At 58.8% G+C, this 14,986-nt stretch carries 12 protein-coding genes and 1 tRNA gene; 12 read left to right on the top strand and 1 reads right to left on the bottom strand.

The annotated features are described in order from the left end of the window. Window positions 1-97: 97 nt before the first annotated feature. From DW661_RS04080 to DW661_RS04050, 7 genes are all read left to right on the top strand, one after another. On the top strand, window positions 98-2,875 hold the full coding sequence (locus DW661_RS04080) for an FAD-dependent oxidoreductase (RefSeq protein WP_199584847.1): 2,778 nt from the start codon (window positions 98-100) through the stop codon (window positions 2,873-2,875). Window positions 2,876-3,065: 190 nt separating this feature from the next. Next, on the top strand, window positions 3,066-3,494 hold the full coding sequence (locus tag DW661_RS04075) for a hydrogenase maturation nickel metallochaperone HypA (RefSeq protein ID WP_117583629.1): 429 nt from the start codon (window positions 3,066-3,068) through the stop codon (window positions 3,492-3,494). Window positions 3,495-3,868: 374 nt separating this feature from the next. Next, window positions 3,869-4,858 (top strand): PTS sugar transporter subunit IIB, encoded by a 990-nt coding sequence (locus DW661_RS04070; protein WP_089573275.1) that lies wholly within the window; start codon window positions 3,869-3,871, stop codon window positions 4,856-4,858. A gap of 18 nt (window positions 4,859-4,876) precedes the next feature. Then, a complete protein-coding gene (locus DW661_RS04065; RefSeq protein WP_089573274.1) occupies window positions 4,877-5,695 on the top strand; it encodes a PTS mannose/fructose/sorbose transporter subunit IIC in 819 nt (272 codons plus the stop codon). A 16-nt stretch (window positions 5,696-5,711) separates the two neighbouring features. Then, window positions 5,712-6,632 (top strand): PTS system mannose/fructose/sorbose family transporter subunit IID, encoded by a 921-nt coding sequence (locus DW661_RS04060; protein WP_117564942.1) that lies wholly within the window; start codon window positions 5,712-5,714, stop codon window positions 6,630-6,632. 120 nt (window positions 6,633-6,752) lie between these two features. Next, window positions 6,753-7,151 (top strand): DUF956 family protein, encoded by a 399-nt coding sequence (locus DW661_RS04055; protein ID WP_117800596.1) that lies wholly within the window; start codon window positions 6,753-6,755, stop codon window positions 7,149-7,151. A 305-nt stretch (window positions 7,152-7,456) separates the two neighbouring features. Next, window positions 7,457-7,532, top strand: a tRNA-Arg gene (locus DW661_RS04050). 445 nt (window positions 7,533-7,977) lie between these two features. On the opposite strand, the gene DW661_RS04045 is transcribed toward DW661_RS04050, so the two are convergent. After that, complete coding sequence (locus DW661_RS04045; protein ID WP_233505692.1) at window positions 7,978-8,178, bottom strand: helix-turn-helix domain-containing protein; 201 nt, start codon at window positions 8,176-8,178, stop codon at window positions 7,978-7,980. 172 nt (window positions 8,179-8,350) lie between these two features. Between DW661_RS04045 and DW661_RS10440 the strand changes: the two genes are divergently transcribed. The 5 genes from DW661_RS10440 (at window position 8,351) to DW661_RS04025 (ending at window position 14,820) form a co-directional block, all read left to right on the top strand. Further along, window positions 8,351-8,479, top strand: a complete 129-nt coding sequence (locus DW661_RS10440; RefSeq protein ID WP_255413577.1) for a hypothetical protein — start codon at window positions 8,351-8,353, stop codon at window positions 8,477-8,479. A gap of 69 nt (window positions 8,480-8,548) precedes the next feature. Beyond that, a complete protein-coding gene (locus tag DW661_RS04040) occupies window positions 8,549-11,707 on the top strand; it encodes a hypothetical protein (RefSeq protein WP_199584846.1) in 3,159 nt (1,052 codons plus the stop codon). 65 nt (window positions 11,708-11,772) lie between these two features. Further along, window positions 11,773-12,423, top strand: a complete 651-nt coding sequence (locus DW661_RS04035; RefSeq protein WP_233547448.1) for a hypothetical protein — start codon at window positions 11,773-11,775, stop codon at window positions 12,421-12,423. Window positions 12,424-13,046: 623 nt separating this feature from the next. Beyond that, window positions 13,047-13,634 (top strand): ribbon-helix-helix protein, CopG family, encoded by a 588-nt coding sequence (locus DW661_RS04030; protein WP_117629688.1) that lies wholly within the window; start codon window positions 13,047-13,049, stop codon window positions 13,632-13,634. Further along, a complete protein-coding gene (locus DW661_RS04025) occupies window positions 13,621-14,820 on the top strand; it encodes a relaxase/mobilization nuclease domain-containing protein (RefSeq protein WP_117786234.1) in 1,200 nt (399 codons plus the stop codon). The genes DW661_RS04030 and DW661_RS04025 overlap by 14 nt, the downstream gene beginning before the upstream one ends. The last annotated feature ends 166 nt before the right edge of the window (window positions 14,821-14,986 follow it).

Below are 14,986 nucleotides of genomic sequence, written 5' to 3'. Positions count from 1 at the left end.
TGTCAACAATAACGGGTGAACGGCGTGGGGGCATGTCGAACCCGTAAGAAGAGGGGTGCCGCGGCCTCGCCGGGCTGTGGCAAGAGAAGGGACAACCATGATTCTCAACGGACCGGGAATTAGCTACACCGAGCCCGATATCGGTTCGGAGTTCGTGCCGCCGCTGCCGGAGCATCCGCGCGAGGCCATCGTCAAACTGTGCGAGCACTGCACCAACCGCCTGCTGCATCGCGATGAGCTGCTGGGCTACGAGTACTGGTCGTTTGCCGAGGCCGCAACCGACGAGCAGGCCGAAGTGCTCTGCAAGATGAAGATGCGCCGTCCCTATACGCTGCCCGAGATGGTCAAGCTCACCGGCATGCCCGAAGCCGATATCGAGAAGATGCTCGACGACATGAGCTACACGGGTCTGCTCGAGTACAACTGGGAAAACCCCGAGCGCGCCAAGCAGTGGGTGCTGCCCATGCTGGTGCCGGGTTCTGCCGAGTTCCTCAACATGCGCGTGAGCCAGCTCGAGGAGCACCCGGTCTACGCCAAGTTTTTTGAGCAGGCATCCAAGGGCCCGCTGTCCAAGGCCACGCCGATGGTGCCGCCCGGCGGTGCCGGCATCGGCATGCATGTCATTCCGGTCGAGAAGGCCATCGATGCCGCGAGCACCTCGGTGCCGATCGAGCATATCGAGCATTGGCTCGACAAATACGAAGGTAAGTATGCCGCTAGCACCTGCAGCTGCCGCGCGAGCCGTCGCGTGATGGGAGAGGGCTGCGCCGACGACCCGGCCGATTGGTGCATCGCCGTGGGCGATATGGCCGACTACGTGGTCGAGACCGACCGCGGCCATTATGTGACGCGCGAGGAGGTCTACGACATCCTGCGCCAGGCCGAGGACAACGGCTTTGTGCACCAGATCACCAACATCGACGGTGAGAACAAAATCTTCGCCATCTGCAACTGCAACGTCAACGTGTGCTACGCCCTGCGCACTTCGCAGCTGTTCAACACGCCCAACCTGTCGCGCTCGGCCTACGTCGCCAAGGTCGAGAAGGACAAGTGCGTGGCCTGCGGTCGCTGCGTTGAGGTGTGTCCGGCCGGCGCCGCCAAACTGGGCCAGAAGCTCTGTAGCAAAAAGGCTGGCGGACAGGTGCCCGAGTATCCGCGCCAGGAGCTGCCCGATGCCACCAAGTGGGACCACACCAAGTGGTCGCCCAACTACCGCAACGACAACCGTATCGAGACGCATGAGTCCGGCACCGCTCCCTGCAAGACGGCCTGCCCCGCGCACGTTGCCGTTCAGGGCTATTTGAAGCTCGCGGCGCAGGGCCGCTATGACGAGGCGTTGGCGCTCATCAAGCGCGAGAACCCGTTGCCCGCTATCTGCGGCCGTGTGTGCAACCGCCGCTGTGAGGATGCCTGCACCCGCGGTCGCGTGGACGAGGCCGTGGCCATCGACGAGGTCAAGAAGTTTATCGCCCAGCGCGATCTGGATGCCGCGACTCGCTATGTCCCACCTGTGGTGACCCCGACGCGTGCCGGCGGCTTCGACCAGAAGATCGCCATCATCGGCGCCGGTCCGGCCGGTCTGTCCTGCGCCTTCTATCTGGCCGAGAAGGGCTACAAGCCCGTCGTGTTCGAGAAAAACGAGCGCCCGGGCGGCATGCTCACCTACGGCATTCCCAGCTTTAAGCTGCAGAAGGACGTTATCGAGGCCGAGGTCGAGGTCATTCGCCTGATGGGCGCCGAGTTCCGCTATGGCGTGGAGGTCGGTCGCGATGTGACGCTCGACGAGCTTCGCGCGCAGGGCTTTAAAGCCTTTTACGTGGCCATTGGCTGCCAGGGTGGCCGCCTTGCCGGTATTCCGGGCGAGGATGCCGAGGACGTGACCGTGGCCGTCGACTTTTTGCGCGAGGTCAACAGCGGCAAGATCGACGCGCTGCCCGGGCGCACCATCGTGGTGGGCGGCGGCAACGTGGCCATCGATGTCGCGCGCAACGCCTGCCGTCTGGGTTCCGAGCACGTTGAGATGTTCTGCCTGGAGAGCGAGGTCAAGATGCCTGCCAGCGAGGAGGAGCGTCGCGAGGCCATTGAGGACGGCGCGCACATTAGCTGCGGCTGGGGCCCCAAGGAGATTCACCTGGACGAGGCCGGTCGTGTGTGCGGTATCACCTTTAAGCGCTGCACGCGTGTCTTTGACGACGAGGGCCGTTTTGCGCCCGAGTATGACGAGAACGACTTGCGCCGTGTCGATGCCGACCGTGTCGTCATGTCGATTGGCCAGTCCATTGTGTGGGGCGACCTGCTGGCTGGCTCCAAGGTGGAGCTCGGCCGCAGCCAGGGTGCCCTTGCCGATCCGCAGACGTACCAGACCGCCGAGCCCGACATCTTTGTGGGCGGCGACGTCTACACCGGTCCCAGCTTTGCTATCGACGCCATCGCCGCCGGTCACGAGGCCGCCGTGTCCATCCATCGCTTTGTGCAGCCGGGCTCCACGCTCACCATCGGCCGCAACCAGCGCCGCTACACCGCGCTTGACCGCGACGATGTTGTGATTGAGAGCTATGACAACGCAAGCCGCGAGGTGGCACGTGTCGACCGCGAGCGCGAGAAGGCTGCGCCCTTTAGCGAGTACGTCGAGACCTTTACCGAGGAGCAGGTGCGCGCCGAGACCGCTCGCTGCTTGGGCTGCGGTGCCTCGATCGTCGACCCCAACAAGTGCATCGGCTGCGGCCTGTGCACCACCAAGTGCGCGTTTGACGCCATCCATCTGGATCGCGACCGCCCCGAGTGCTCCACGATGGTCAAATACGAGCAAAAGCTCCCCAGCCTCGGCAAGTACGCTTTGAAGCGTGCGATCAAAATCAAATTTGGGAAGAAATAAAAAACGCAACAAACAAGAGAACGGCGTAGAGAACGGTTGGACAGCGAGCGAGTCCCAGGCGTGGCGAGGTGCCTTGAAAGAGGAGGGCATAGGGCTTTTGCCCATGCCCGACGATTGAAAGGCAGATCGTCCGTCTGGGGCTCGCGCAGCGTCAAGTCGACCGCCGTTCGTTAGAACGGCGGAAGAAAAAGTGCATGAATTAGGAATCGTCTATCACATCATTCGCGATGTCGAGAATGTGGCGCGCGCCAATGGCGTGAGTCGCGTTTCGAGCGTGACGCTGCTCCTGGGCGAGGTCTCGGGCGTCGTTCCCGATCTGCTGCTTGATGCTTGGCGCTGGGCGGCAGATAAAAAGCCTATCACGCAGGGCGCGGAGCTTATTGTGGAGCCTGTCGAGGCCGTGACGCATTGCGAGGCGTGCGGCTGCGACTACGCGACGGTCGAGCACGGCAAGACCTGCCCCCATTGCGGTAGCGGCGAGACCTATCTGCTGCAGGGCCAGGAGGTCATGATCAAGCAGATCGAGACCCCCGACGAGGACCCGACAGACGCTGCCCCCGACGGCCTATCCGATGCCCCCGATGCCGTCGACGCCGCCAACCCCCTCCACATCGCCTAACTTAGTCGTTGGGGACGTTCTTAAACGACTAGTCATTAAAGAACGTCCCTAACGACTACTTTGCTAGAGCATATTTCTTACCATTAGTCAAGCACCATCTGTTTAAACGAAATAGCCTCAACGCGAGCACATTTGTGTCTGTTTAAAACCGGCAATAATGAACAGCGTGCTCAATTCGGTCATGTAAATAGATCAGCTATCAATCCTCAGCAGCAAATCAGCCAAAATACTGGAATGTAATCAACTTGTAACAAATTAAGACGTTTAAACAAATAATGCTACCTTTTGCAGTTTTTCAAACAATTCTGCTGTATTTGCAGCTATACTCCATAACTGTCGTGTAGGAATTACGTAGACAAAAAGGAGGTTATGTGATGGTAAGTATTGTTCTTGCTAGCCATGGTGACTTGGCGGCTGGAATCAAGCAGACGGGCTCGATGGTCTTTGGCGATCAGCCGTCTGTTGCCGTGGTCTCGCTCGAGCCGAGCATGGGCCCCGACGACTTCCGTGCCAAGGTCGAGGAGGCAATCGCTTCCTTCGAGGACCAGGAGCAGGTGCTCTTCCTCGTTGATCTGTGGGGCGGCACGCCGTTCAACCAGATCAGCGGGCTCATCGAGGGCCACGATTCCTGGGCTATCGTCACCGGTGTCAACCTGCCTATGCTCATCGAGGCATATTCTCAGCGCTTTGACGCAAAGAACACTGCACATGCGATCGCAAAACATCTCGTGACTGAGGCTAAGGCCGGCGTGCGCGTCAAGCCCGAGTCTCTGGAGCCCGAGGAGAAGAAGCCGGCTGCGGCCGCCGCTGCTCCTGCGGGTGCCATTCCTCCGGGAACGGTGATCGGCGACGGGCACATCAAGATCGCCCACGTCCGTATCGACACGCGCCTGCTGCATGGTCAGGTGGCCACCACGTGGACCAAGCAGATCAACCCCAACCGCATCATCGTGGTCTCCGACGGCGTTGCTCACGACGAGCTCCGCAAGACCATGATCGAGCAGGCTGCCCCTCCGGGAGTCCACGCCAACGTCGTGCCTATCAAGAAGATGGCCGAGGTCGTCAAGGACACGCGCTTTGGCGACACCAAGGCGATGCTGCTGTTCGAGAACCCGCAGGATCTGCTCAGGGCCATCGAGGCCGGCGTCGACATCAAGGAAGCCAACATCGGTTCCATGGCCCACTCCAAGGGCAAGGTCGTCGTCACTAACGCTGTCGCTATGGGCGATGACGATGTCAAGACCATCGAGGCTCTCAAGGCCAAGGGCGTCAAGTTCGAGGTCCGCAAGGTTCCTTCGGATTCCTCCGAGGATCTCGACGCCATGTTGAAGAAAGCTAAGGCCGAACTGGCCGCTCAAGCATAGTAAAGGAGGGTCCGATACATGTCTGCAATCACTATTCTGCTTGTTGCGATTGTCGCGTTGCTTGCCGGTATGGAAGGCATTCTGGATGAGTTCCAGTTCCATCAGCCGCTCGTGGCATGCACGCTTATCGGTCTCGTAACCGGTCACCTTCAGGAGGGCATCCTCCTGGGCGGTTCGCTCCAGATGATGGCCCTTGGCTGGGCTAACGTCGGCGCCGCCGTCGCGCCTGACGCCGCTCTGGCCTCGGTCGCTTCTTCGATCATCATGGTGCTCGCCCTCAACGGTGGCGCCACCGATTCGGCCAAGGCCGTTACCGCCGCCATCGCCGTCGCCGTCCCGCTGTCGGTCGCTGGTCTGTTCCTGACCATGATCTGCCGTACCCTGGCTACCGCTATGGTTCACGGCATGGACGCCTGCGCCGAGAAGGGCGACTTCGCCGGCATCGAGCGTTGGCAGTACGCCGGCATCCTCATGCAGGGTGTTCGTATCGCCATCCCGGCAGTACTTCTGTGCATCATCCCGGCCGAGGCCGTTACCAACGCGCTTAACGCTATGCCCGATTGGCTGTCCGGCGGCATGGCTGTCGGCGGCGGCATGGTCGCTTCCGTCGGTTACGCCATGGTCATCAACATGATGGCCACCAAGGAGACCTGGCCGTTCTTCATCCTCGGCTTTGTCCTTGCTGCCATCCCTCAGCTCACGCTGATCGCCCTTGGCCTCATCGGCATCTCCCTTGCCCTCATCTACCTTGGCCTTAAGGATCTGGCCAAGCAGGGTGGCGGCATGGGCGGTGGCTCCGGTGACCCGCTCGGCGACATTCTGAACGATTACGAGTAGGAGGGGAGTGATACATATGGCAGAGAACAAGATTCAGCTCACCAAGGCTGACCGTAAGAAGGTTTGCTTCCGTCATCAGTTCCTTCAGGGCTCGTGGAACTACGAGCGTATGCAGAACGGCGGCTGGTGCTTCGCAATGATCCCTGCGATCAAGAAGCTCTACACCAGCAAGGATGACCAGATTGCCGCTCTTAAGCGCCACCTGGAGTTCTATAACACCCACCCCTATGTTTCCGCCCCCGTCATTGGCGTTACCCTCGCCCTCGAGGAGGAGCGCGCCAACGGTGCTCCGATTGACGATGTCGCCATTCAGGGCGTCAAGGTCGGTATGATGGGCCCGCTCGCCGGCGTCGGCGACCCCGCCTTCTGGTTCACCCTTCGCCCGATTCTGGGCGCACTGGGCGCTTCCCTGGCCCTGTCCGGCAGCATCGCCGGTCCGCTGCTGTTCTTCTTCGCGTGGAACATCATCCGTTACGCTTTCCTGTGGTACACGCAGGAGTTTGGCTACAAGGTCGGCTCCTCCATCGCCAAGGACCTCTCCGGCGGTCTGATGGGCAAGGTCACCGAGGGTGCTTCCATCCTGGGTATGTTCATCATCGGCGCCCTGGTCGAGCGCTGGGTGTCCATCTCCTTCACCCCGGTCGTCTCCAAGGTCACGCAGTCTGCTGGCGCCTATATCGACTGGGCCAACCTGCCCGCCGGTTCTGAGGGCATCAAGCAGGCACTGACGATGTACAGCTCTGTCGGTGCCAACGCACTCGACCCGGTGAAGGTCACCACGCTTCAGGCCAACCTCGATCAGCTCATCCCCGGCCTTGCCGCCGTGTGCCTGACCCTTCTGGTCTGCAAGCTCCTCAAGAAGAAGGTCAGCCCGATCGTCATCATCCTGGCTCTCTTCGCCGTCGGCATCATCGGTCGCGTCTGCGGCTTCATGTAAGCACGCTTCGGCTTAAGACCGAGAGTTGCTAGGCAAGGGCTTTTGAGCCATTGAAACGGACCGCACCCGGTGGGTACACTGGATGCGGTCCGATTGTTTTTATTGGAGGGCGAGGCGCGTATGGCGCAATCTCAGAACAGCACGGTCGATCTGGCAACGCCGGCAACCTGCCTGATGGGGCTTACCAGTCACGGTAACGTGATGGTGGGCAATAAGGCGTTTGAGTACTATAACGAGCGTAATCCCGAGGATTATATCCAAATCCCGTGGGACGAGGTCGACTATATTGCCGCCGAGGTTTTGCGCGGCACCAAGAAGATTACGCGTTTTGCCATCTTTACCAAAGAGAATGGCCACTTTACGTTTTCGACGCGCAATGACAAGGAAACGCTTCGCGCGGTGCGTAAGTACATTGACGAGGACAGGCTCGTTCGTTCGCCCGACTTTATCGATGTGACGGCCAAGGGCGCCAAGAGCATCCCCTCCGTTATCAAAAACCTTTTCCACAAAGGCAACTAGTCATTAAAGAGCGCCCCCTCAAAGTGGGGCGCAGTCTCCCATGTGGCTCGATCGGGAAAGTGCATCCCAGTTCGAGCGTCGATTCCGGGATGTAGTTTCCGGAACGGGGTCGTTTGGGAAACCGTGTCCCGTTTCGAGCCGAAATTCTGGGTCACAGTTTCCCAGCGAGGTCTCATGGGGAAAGTCTGACCCAGAATTTGCCTGGATAGTGGGACGCACTTTCCGGAGGGCTGTTCCACCGCAACTTCGAAGAGTGGGTATACGCTGCATTACAGCGGCGTAAATCTGCTACACTAATACAACATGCCTCCGTAGCTCAGGGGATAGAGCACCGCTCTCCTAAAGCGGGTGTCGACGGTTCGAATCCGCCCGGGGGCACCAGAAAAATCGCAGGTCAGGAGTTAATTTTGCTTCTGACCTGTTCTGGTTTTAGGGTTAAGAACTGCTTTTGTTTGTAAATCTGGTAAGTAAATAATTTAACTTACCGAGTTTTCCACTGAAAACAGGAAATCACCATTTTGGGGATAAAAAGTTTTCAACAGCCGTTAGTCGGTTCCATTTTGGTGAAGCGCTTCCTCAATTTGGGTAAAAAATTTCACCATTTTGATGATTCGGCTGCTTTGAGTTTTTGATAAAAACGCCTGTTCAGAAGCTTGCGCAATACCCATTTTGGTGAAACCAATTAATAGAGAAATATACTATAAAGATATAGGGACGGCGATGCCGTCCTCTTCGCTCGCGAAGCTCGCTGCGCGGCCACGTACCGTGTCCTTGCCGCCGGCTACGCCGCCGATTTATTCGCTCACTTCGTTCGCTGATTGATGGACTAATCCGATTTATCGCTGACACCAGTCATAAGTGCAGCAATTGATATGTTAAATCCATTGGCAATTTTAGAGAGGTTAGAAAGACTGACATTTCTTCGTCCGACTTCAATGCTCGCGTAGTAGGAACGATCCATCTCAATCAAATTGGCGAACTGCTCCTGGCTGTACCCGAGTCCAGCGCGGAGCTCTTTGCATCTCATGCCGAATGATTTCTGAAGCGTCTTCGCATCCATGACAAAAAGAGTCATGGATTGTTGTATTTATGCCAACGGACTATATACAACAATCCCTGTTAAGGCGCATAATTACCTTTATTGGAAAGAGTTCTGATGCCCAGTCGGATAGGGCACGGAAAAGGAATGGAACAGCACAATGACTCAGGGAAAGCATTTCGCTGCCGGTGGCGATCACTTCGCCGCACTGCCAAGCAAAAAGATTCACACTCCGAAGGGGATCGCGCGTCTGACCGTCACCGCGGCGACCATGGCCGCCATGACCTGATCGAGCCTCATCTCACCGTTCACGGCATTCGCCCAGACCGGTGACGGGGGCACGCAGCACCCCGCCGTGATGTCGCCGATCGCCGCCCACGCCGGCGCGGCATCCGGTGCCGGCGCGAAATCCGCCGCACAGACCATCGCGGACCTGCAGAAGGCAGTCGACGAGGCGAAGGCGAAGGAGGACGCCGCCAAGGCATCCTACGATGAGGTCGCCGGCCCCTACAACGAGGCGGCTTCCGCCCGCGACCAGGCCAAGGCATCCTACGATTCTGCAGTCAACGCCGGTACGGCAGCCGACCGTGCGGCAATGGACGAGTACGCCCGTCAGGTCGCGGAGGGCAAGGACGCCGCCGATGCCGCCGGCAAGCACCTCGAGCAGGCGAAGGCGGGTCTCGCAGACGCCAAGGCAGATGCATCCGAGAAGGACGAAGCGTACCAGTCCGCCATCAAGGCGGCCCAGAATGCCAAGGATGCCCTCGATAAAGCCAAGGCAGATGCCGTAAGCGCCACCCCGGAGGCAATCAGTGCCGCCGAGCAGGCCGTGCGTGACGCCCAGGCTGCCGTGGACAGGGCACAGGCCGAACTTAACAACGCCAACACGACGCTTGCCGATGCTCAGTCCAAGCTGGTTGCGGCCCAGTCTGCAAAGGATGCCGCCGATTCTGTCCTCGCTGCAGCCAAGCAGAACAAGGACGCGGCGGATGCGAAGGCCGCAGCCGCCAGCGCCGCCTACGAGAAGGCGAAAGCCGACCTCGCTGCAGCGGAGGCAGGTGCCAGCGGTCCGGAGTACGATGCGGCAAAACAGAAGGTCGCGGACGCAGAGGCAGCCCTCGCCGCCGCACGAGCGGCACAGTCCCAGTGCGAGTCCGAGCTCGAGCAGGCACAGTCCGCTGCGGCAACGGCACAGGCCGATCTGAATGATGCCCAGGCGTCCCTCTCCGTAAAGCAGCAGGCCGCGGCCGATGCCGAATCCGGTGTGAACGCCGCCCAGTCCGCACTCGATGCCGCGAACGCCGACCTCGATGCCGCCAAGCAGGCGAACGTCGACGCCATCTCCAAGCTGGATGCCGCGAAGCAGGCTGTCAAGGACGCTGAGTCCGCCAAGGCGGCCGCCGACGTAGAGCTCGCGAACGCCAAGGCGGCGAAGGATACCGCAGACGCTGCCGTGACCGCCGCCCAGCAGAAGGTCGACGAGGCACGGGCGAAACTCGATTCCGCCGACGCGCAGCTCAAGCAGGGAGCCATCGGCTTCTTCCGTGCCATGGGTGCCGATGACGCAGTCAACATCATCCTGAACGCCAAATATGCCGGAAAGACCGAAGTCGGCAACTCCAAGGACGCCACGTCCCTTGATAACATGCTCAATGCGATCAGGTGGATGAAGTCCGTCAACGACTACCGCAAGTCGGTCGGCCTGTCCGAGCTCCATGTCACCTACAAGCTCATCGCCGGTGCCATTGCGGATGCCAACTACAGCGACACCGTGCTCGATCATGCCCGTCAATATGATTTTGCCGAAAATCTGGCATGGAATTACGGAATCGATCCGAGTGGGCAGTGGATCGAGCAGGAGAAGGGCTTTTTCGACAAGGCAACGGAGGCCCTTTATGGAGTCACCGGTCTTGTCGGCAAGGATGCCTATGATTTCTATGCAAAGAACGGCGTCGCAATCAACCATTGGATTGCAGACAACTGCCGCTGGGAGAACGGCAGCAGCGGCACCGTCGGCCATTACATGAACATCATCAATCCCGAACTCGCCGTTATGGGAATGGCAACCTGCACCAAGGGCACCATGTCCGGGCTTCAGACGCAGTGCTACACCGCAGAGATCTCCGGCTGGTCCGGCTCCGGTTGGAACATGAACCCCATCTCCGTCGACGAGTACGAGCAGAAGCTGATCTCCTATATCAACGGTCTCAAGAACGCCAAGAGCGCACTCGACGCAGCCAAGGCCGATCTCGCATCCAAGCAGCAGGCAGCCGCCGGCGCCGCCACAACCGTCCAGCAGAAGCAGGTCGCAGCGGATTCCGCACAGGCAGACGTCGATGCCGCGAAGCAGGACGTCACCGATGCCCAGCGTGCCGTCGATGCCGCAAAGGCCGATCTCGCCGCCAAGCAGCAGGGCGTCACGGATGCCCGAGCTGGGTTGGATGCGGCGAAATCGAGCCTCGATGCCGCCAACGCGGCAGTCGTTACGGCAAAGTCGACCGTCCAGCAGAAGCAGGTCGCCTTTGATGCCGCCAACGCAGCCGTAACGACCGCACAGTCTAAGTTGGATTCCGCCAAGGCGGACACCGCTGCTAAGCAGCAGGGCGTGGACGATGCGAACGCCGACCTCGCGAAGTTCTTCCAGGACGTCGCCGACGCCAAGAAGGCGGTCGATACCGCAAAGAGCGTCCATGACGCGGCGGCAGCCGATCAGGTCGAGAAAGCGACCGTCCTCGCCGCCGCCGAGCAAAAGGCGGACGCCACCGCACGCGCCCTCGCGGATGCCCAGCGTGCCGTCGATGCCGCAAAGACCGACACCGGCGTTGCCGCCGACAGGCTTACCGGCTCCCAGACCGATCTCGAGGACGCACAGTCGAACCTCGACATCCTCACCGGTCTTGCCGCGAAGCTCGCAGAGGCACAGCAGCGCGAGCAGGATGCAGTAAGGGCCGTCAATGACACCAAGGTCGAACTCGATGCCGCGAAGGCAGCCGCCGGCGCCGCCGAGTCCCTGGTCTCCGCCGCCGAACAGGCGAAGGCGCAGGCAGACGCCAAGCTGTCGAAGCTGAACTCCATCGATGCCGGCGCGGCGATCGCTTCCGGCCGTGACGCGAACGCGGATGACGCCCTCAACGCGCTTTTCGCCGCAGCAGTCGAGGCACGTGCCAAGGTCGCGCCCGCCAAGGCCATCCTGGACGAGAAGCAGACCGCGGTGGACGAGCTCCAGCCCGGCTATGATGCGGCACTCGCCGCCTACGAGTTGGCGAAGTCCGACCGCATCGCAGCGGAGCAGAAGCTTTCCGATGAGATCGCACGACAGGAGGCAGAGGAGGTCGCAAAGCAGCAGGCGGCATACAGCCCGAAGCACCTCGCCGGCACGGATACCGCCCAGACCGGCAGCCTCGCCCAGACCGGTGACCGCGCGGGACTCATCGGCGAGACGTTCGTCATCGGCGGTACCGTCCTCGTGGCGACCGGCGTCTTCCTCGACCGGAAGAAGCGCCGCGAGCAGATGTAAAAGCGAGTCGGGCGTTGGATATCGGCTAGTGTCCAACGCCTGGTTTCATGGACAGGGAGATCGGTGTGAGAACAAAGGCTATTATCGTTGCGCTTCTGGTGTGCCTTTCGGCACCTCAACTTGGATGTGCCAGCGTTGCAAAGCAAGGAAGCGGCTCTACGGAAAGGGCCGCCACAGCGGTAAAGAATAAAGACAAAAAGAAGCCAAGCGAAGAAAAGGCGGCGCAAACCTCTGGAGCCAAGTCCGAGGAGAAGAAAGAATCCGACGACAAGGACCAGAAGTCCGATGACTCCAAGAAGGAGGATAACAAGTCTTCCGATTCCTCGAAGTCGGACAGCAAGGGCGATTCCTCCCAGTCCAAGCAGAATTCCGGCAATTCGCAGGGCTCTGGCAGCAACAATTCCTCTTCCAACGGCGGTAGCCAGAAGAAGTGGGTTGCCGAGCAGGGCCACTGGGAGACTGATTACAGCCAGGTCTGGGTGCCGAATGTGGTATATACGCGTCATGAACGTTGGATGTGCTCTGTATGCCATGCGACGTTTAACTCAGCAGCCGAAATGGACAATCATGTTATCTCTACCTACGGTGATGCACAACACCCTAATGGAGCTTCTGCAATCAATGATTCGTATACCACCTCTGAAGATCAGGGGCATTATGAACAGCAGGCTACGGGACAACATTGGATTGTCGACGTCGCCGGCCACTGGGAGTAATGTGCATCGTTCCTCTTCTCTTACATTTGGTAAATGTTAATTTGCGGGCGGCCGGTTCGGCCGCCTTTTTTAGACGCCCAGTCTGGGAGCAAACGATAGGAAAGCAATCAAACGAGAGGCCGTTCCAAAAGAATTCGGCGGTGCCGGATGCTTCGGGCAAAACCTTCCGCAAATCGGTAAGGTCTTCCATCAACTTGCTCCAGCCCTCGCCCGGAGTCCGCTACAGCGAATTTCTAACACTCAGCATCCTTCGCGTTAAAAATTCGCTTCCGCTCACGGTCTCCGCTGACACTACGACACCGCGAAGCCTTTCGCTCGAAACGAGGCCTCTCATTTCGTGTCTACGCTACGCTTCGCCCAATCGCCGTCCCGGTGATTGCAAGATTGGTGTTGGGCTAGATAAATGGGGCCATACTCGCCCCCTTTATCTGCCAACACATCTTGTTTAACACCTCACACGGCGATAAAGTTAGAAATGAAGTTCGCCTTCATTTCTCTAAGGGAAGCGACGGCGTCACTTCAAAAATCGGCGCGACGTCAGTCGCTCCTAAAAAGGAAAGCAATCTCATATCGGTTTTGAATCGGTGGCCTCACCGATTCGCTCTGCTTTCCTGGGGGCATGAATGATGAGTTGCAAACGTCCGTACACCGTTAAGGCGACACTCACTTCTGAAGAATACGAAACGCTTTCCGCTTTGGCAGAAAAGGCGGGCATGACGAAAGCCGAATTCATTCGCTATGCACTGATTCATTGGAATGAATCGTTCGATGATCTAGCCATTTCCAAAAATAAGAACGGTGGCCGTAGCAAAAAGCTGCAAACCGTTTCAGAGGATTCGAACGAAAAGCGCTCGGCGGTTATTTACGTCAAAGTCACCGATGGCGAGCACGAGGCGATTCGCAAGCAGGCGGATGCGCTCGGCACGACCGTCAGTGCGTATGCCCGCCGCGTGATGCTGGCCGGGAAAATCGAGATGATCGATTTCGATATGAGCCAGGTCGCAAAAATCTATCACGAGCTGTATCGCGAGGGGACGAACCTCAACCAGCTGATGTACTTCGTGCACGCGCAAGGTCTTCCGGCCTACAACGAGAAGGCAGTTTTCCGAACGCTTGAAAAGGTTTACCAGAACGCCCGCAAAGTCACTCTCTTTATCGAAGAACTCGAACAGCGCTATTTCGTCGGCGGTGATCAAAATGACCGTCGTTAAGCAGAAAGGTGTTTCGTCCGAGCGCTATGCGAAGAACGTGCGCAAGTACATTAACGGAAAGTACGCTTTGGCCCGCGGCGGCTGGAACCTCGCGAACCGAAAGTACTGGTTTTCCGAGATGGCTATGACGCGGAAGATGTTTCATCACGACAGGCCTGCGCGTGCCGGCGCGAAGAACATAACGATGCTTCATCAGGTTCTTGCGTTTCTTCCCGAGGAGTGCAGCTGCAACGGAGGCAAGATGACCCCCGATGCATGTATGGCCTACGCGGAGCAATGGCTTGCGAAACACTACCCGCATCAACAAGTGATTGTCGCCTTGCATGAGGAAAGCGATAAGGCGGGAAAACGTTACGCGGTCCATATGGCGATTAACCGCACGGATCTTTTGACGGGTAAGCGTTGCGAGACGGGTGGGCGTCGCGGAAAGTACGAACGCGCTGCGTGGGTTCGTGAAATGGACAAGGCCTGGAATCTCGCTCAGCTCGAAAAGGGAAAGAAGAACTCGAAGATTCGAGACCGACAGCCGCGCGACACTGAAAAGAAAATTGTCGATCGGGGAGAGTACAGCTATAAAAACAATTTGCGCGAGTTGATCCATATTGCAATCAACGACTATCACCCGAAGACTATGGAGCAGTTCAAAAAGTTACTTGCCTCATGGGGCGTAGAGATTTTCATTAAGAACAACCGAGTCTATGCGACGGATCTCGATATCAAGGAGGCCGGCAATCCGAAATGCACTTTCAACCTGACCCGTCTTGACGGGCGGTTTGCGATCAAGCAGCTTGAGGCGGCCTTTAAAAATAACGTGCTGGAAGCCGAGCGAGCCCTTCCTTATGAGAGGCGTTGCGAGATTTACATTCAACGGCTTAAGAAAGCGTATTCGGCGTGGGTCGAGCAGGCAGAGGCGAGCAAGGGCGTCGCCTACAATCTCTTCCCTAAGTTCATCGCACCGAAGTGCGATGAAGATCTGCTCGAGGATCCGGCGGTTCGTGATGAGCTTCTTGCCCGGCGCGGTTACGCAAGGGAGATTCGAAACCGTTACGCCGGCGCCGTTCCCGATGCTGGCGATGACCGCGTTCGCGCCGCAGGCCGAGCCCATGGTGGCAACATCGACATCTCGCCGCAGGTCGATCGTGCGGTCGACCGAGGCGATTACGCTCGCGGAGACACGCCTCGCTAGTTTTGGAGAGCCTATCGTCGGTGCCCTAGCGTGCTGCCATCCAGTGCCGATTCTTTCATGCTCGCAATTCGGCGAGGGTGAGGAGTATGAATTGATCGGCGGGAGTCAGCCGCTCTGATAGAATCGTCCTTGCTGTCGGCAGCCCTCGTGCCGGGCAGAGCCCTCC

It is taken from the genome of Collinsella sp. AM24-1 (genome assembly GCF_003470325.1).
In the GTDB taxonomy this organism is placed as follows: Bacteria; Actinomycetota; Coriobacteriia; order Coriobacteriales; family Coriobacteriaceae; genus Collinsella.
This window is presented reverse-complemented; position numbering and strand designations above follow the sequence as displayed.

Excerpts from the sequence above, each read along its gene's own strand:
- DW661_RS04055 (WP_117800596.1), top strand. The coding sequence starts at position 6,753 with ATGGCGCAATCTCAGAACAGCACGGTCGATCTGGCAACGCCGGCAACC.
- DW661_RS04025 (WP_117786234.1), top strand. The coding sequence starts at position 13,621 with ATGACCGTCGTTAAGCAGAAAGGTGTTTCGTCCGAGCGCTATGCGAAG.
- DW661_RS04080 (WP_199584847.1), top strand. The coding sequence starts at position 98 with ATGATTCTCAACGGACCGGGAATTAGCTACACCGAGCCCGATATCGGT.
- DW661_RS04045 (WP_233505692.1), bottom strand. The coding sequence starts at position 8,178 with ATGAGATGCAAAGAGCTCCGCGCTGGACTCGGGTACAGCCAGGAGCAG.
- DW661_RS04030 (WP_117629688.1), top strand. The coding sequence starts at position 13,047 with ATGATGAGTTGCAAACGTCCGTACACCGTTAAGGCGACACTCACTTCT.
- DW661_RS04060 (WP_117564942.1), top strand. The coding sequence starts at position 5,712 with ATGGCAGAGAACAAGATTCAGCTCACCAAGGCTGACCGTAAGAAGGTT.
- DW661_RS04065 (WP_089573274.1), top strand. The coding sequence starts at position 4,877 with ATGTCTGCAATCACTATTCTGCTTGTTGCGATTGTCGCGTTGCTTGCC.
- DW661_RS04070 (WP_089573275.1), top strand. The coding sequence starts at position 3,869 with ATGGTAAGTATTGTTCTTGCTAGCCATGGTGACTTGGCGGCTGGAATC.
- DW661_RS10440 (WP_255413577.1), top strand. The coding sequence starts at position 8,351 with ATGACTCAGGGAAAGCATTTCGCTGCCGGTGGCGATCACTTCGCCGCA.
- DW661_RS04040 (WP_199584846.1), top strand. The coding sequence starts at position 8,549 with ATGTCGCCGATCGCCGCCCACGCCGGCGCGGCATCCGGTGCCGGCGCG.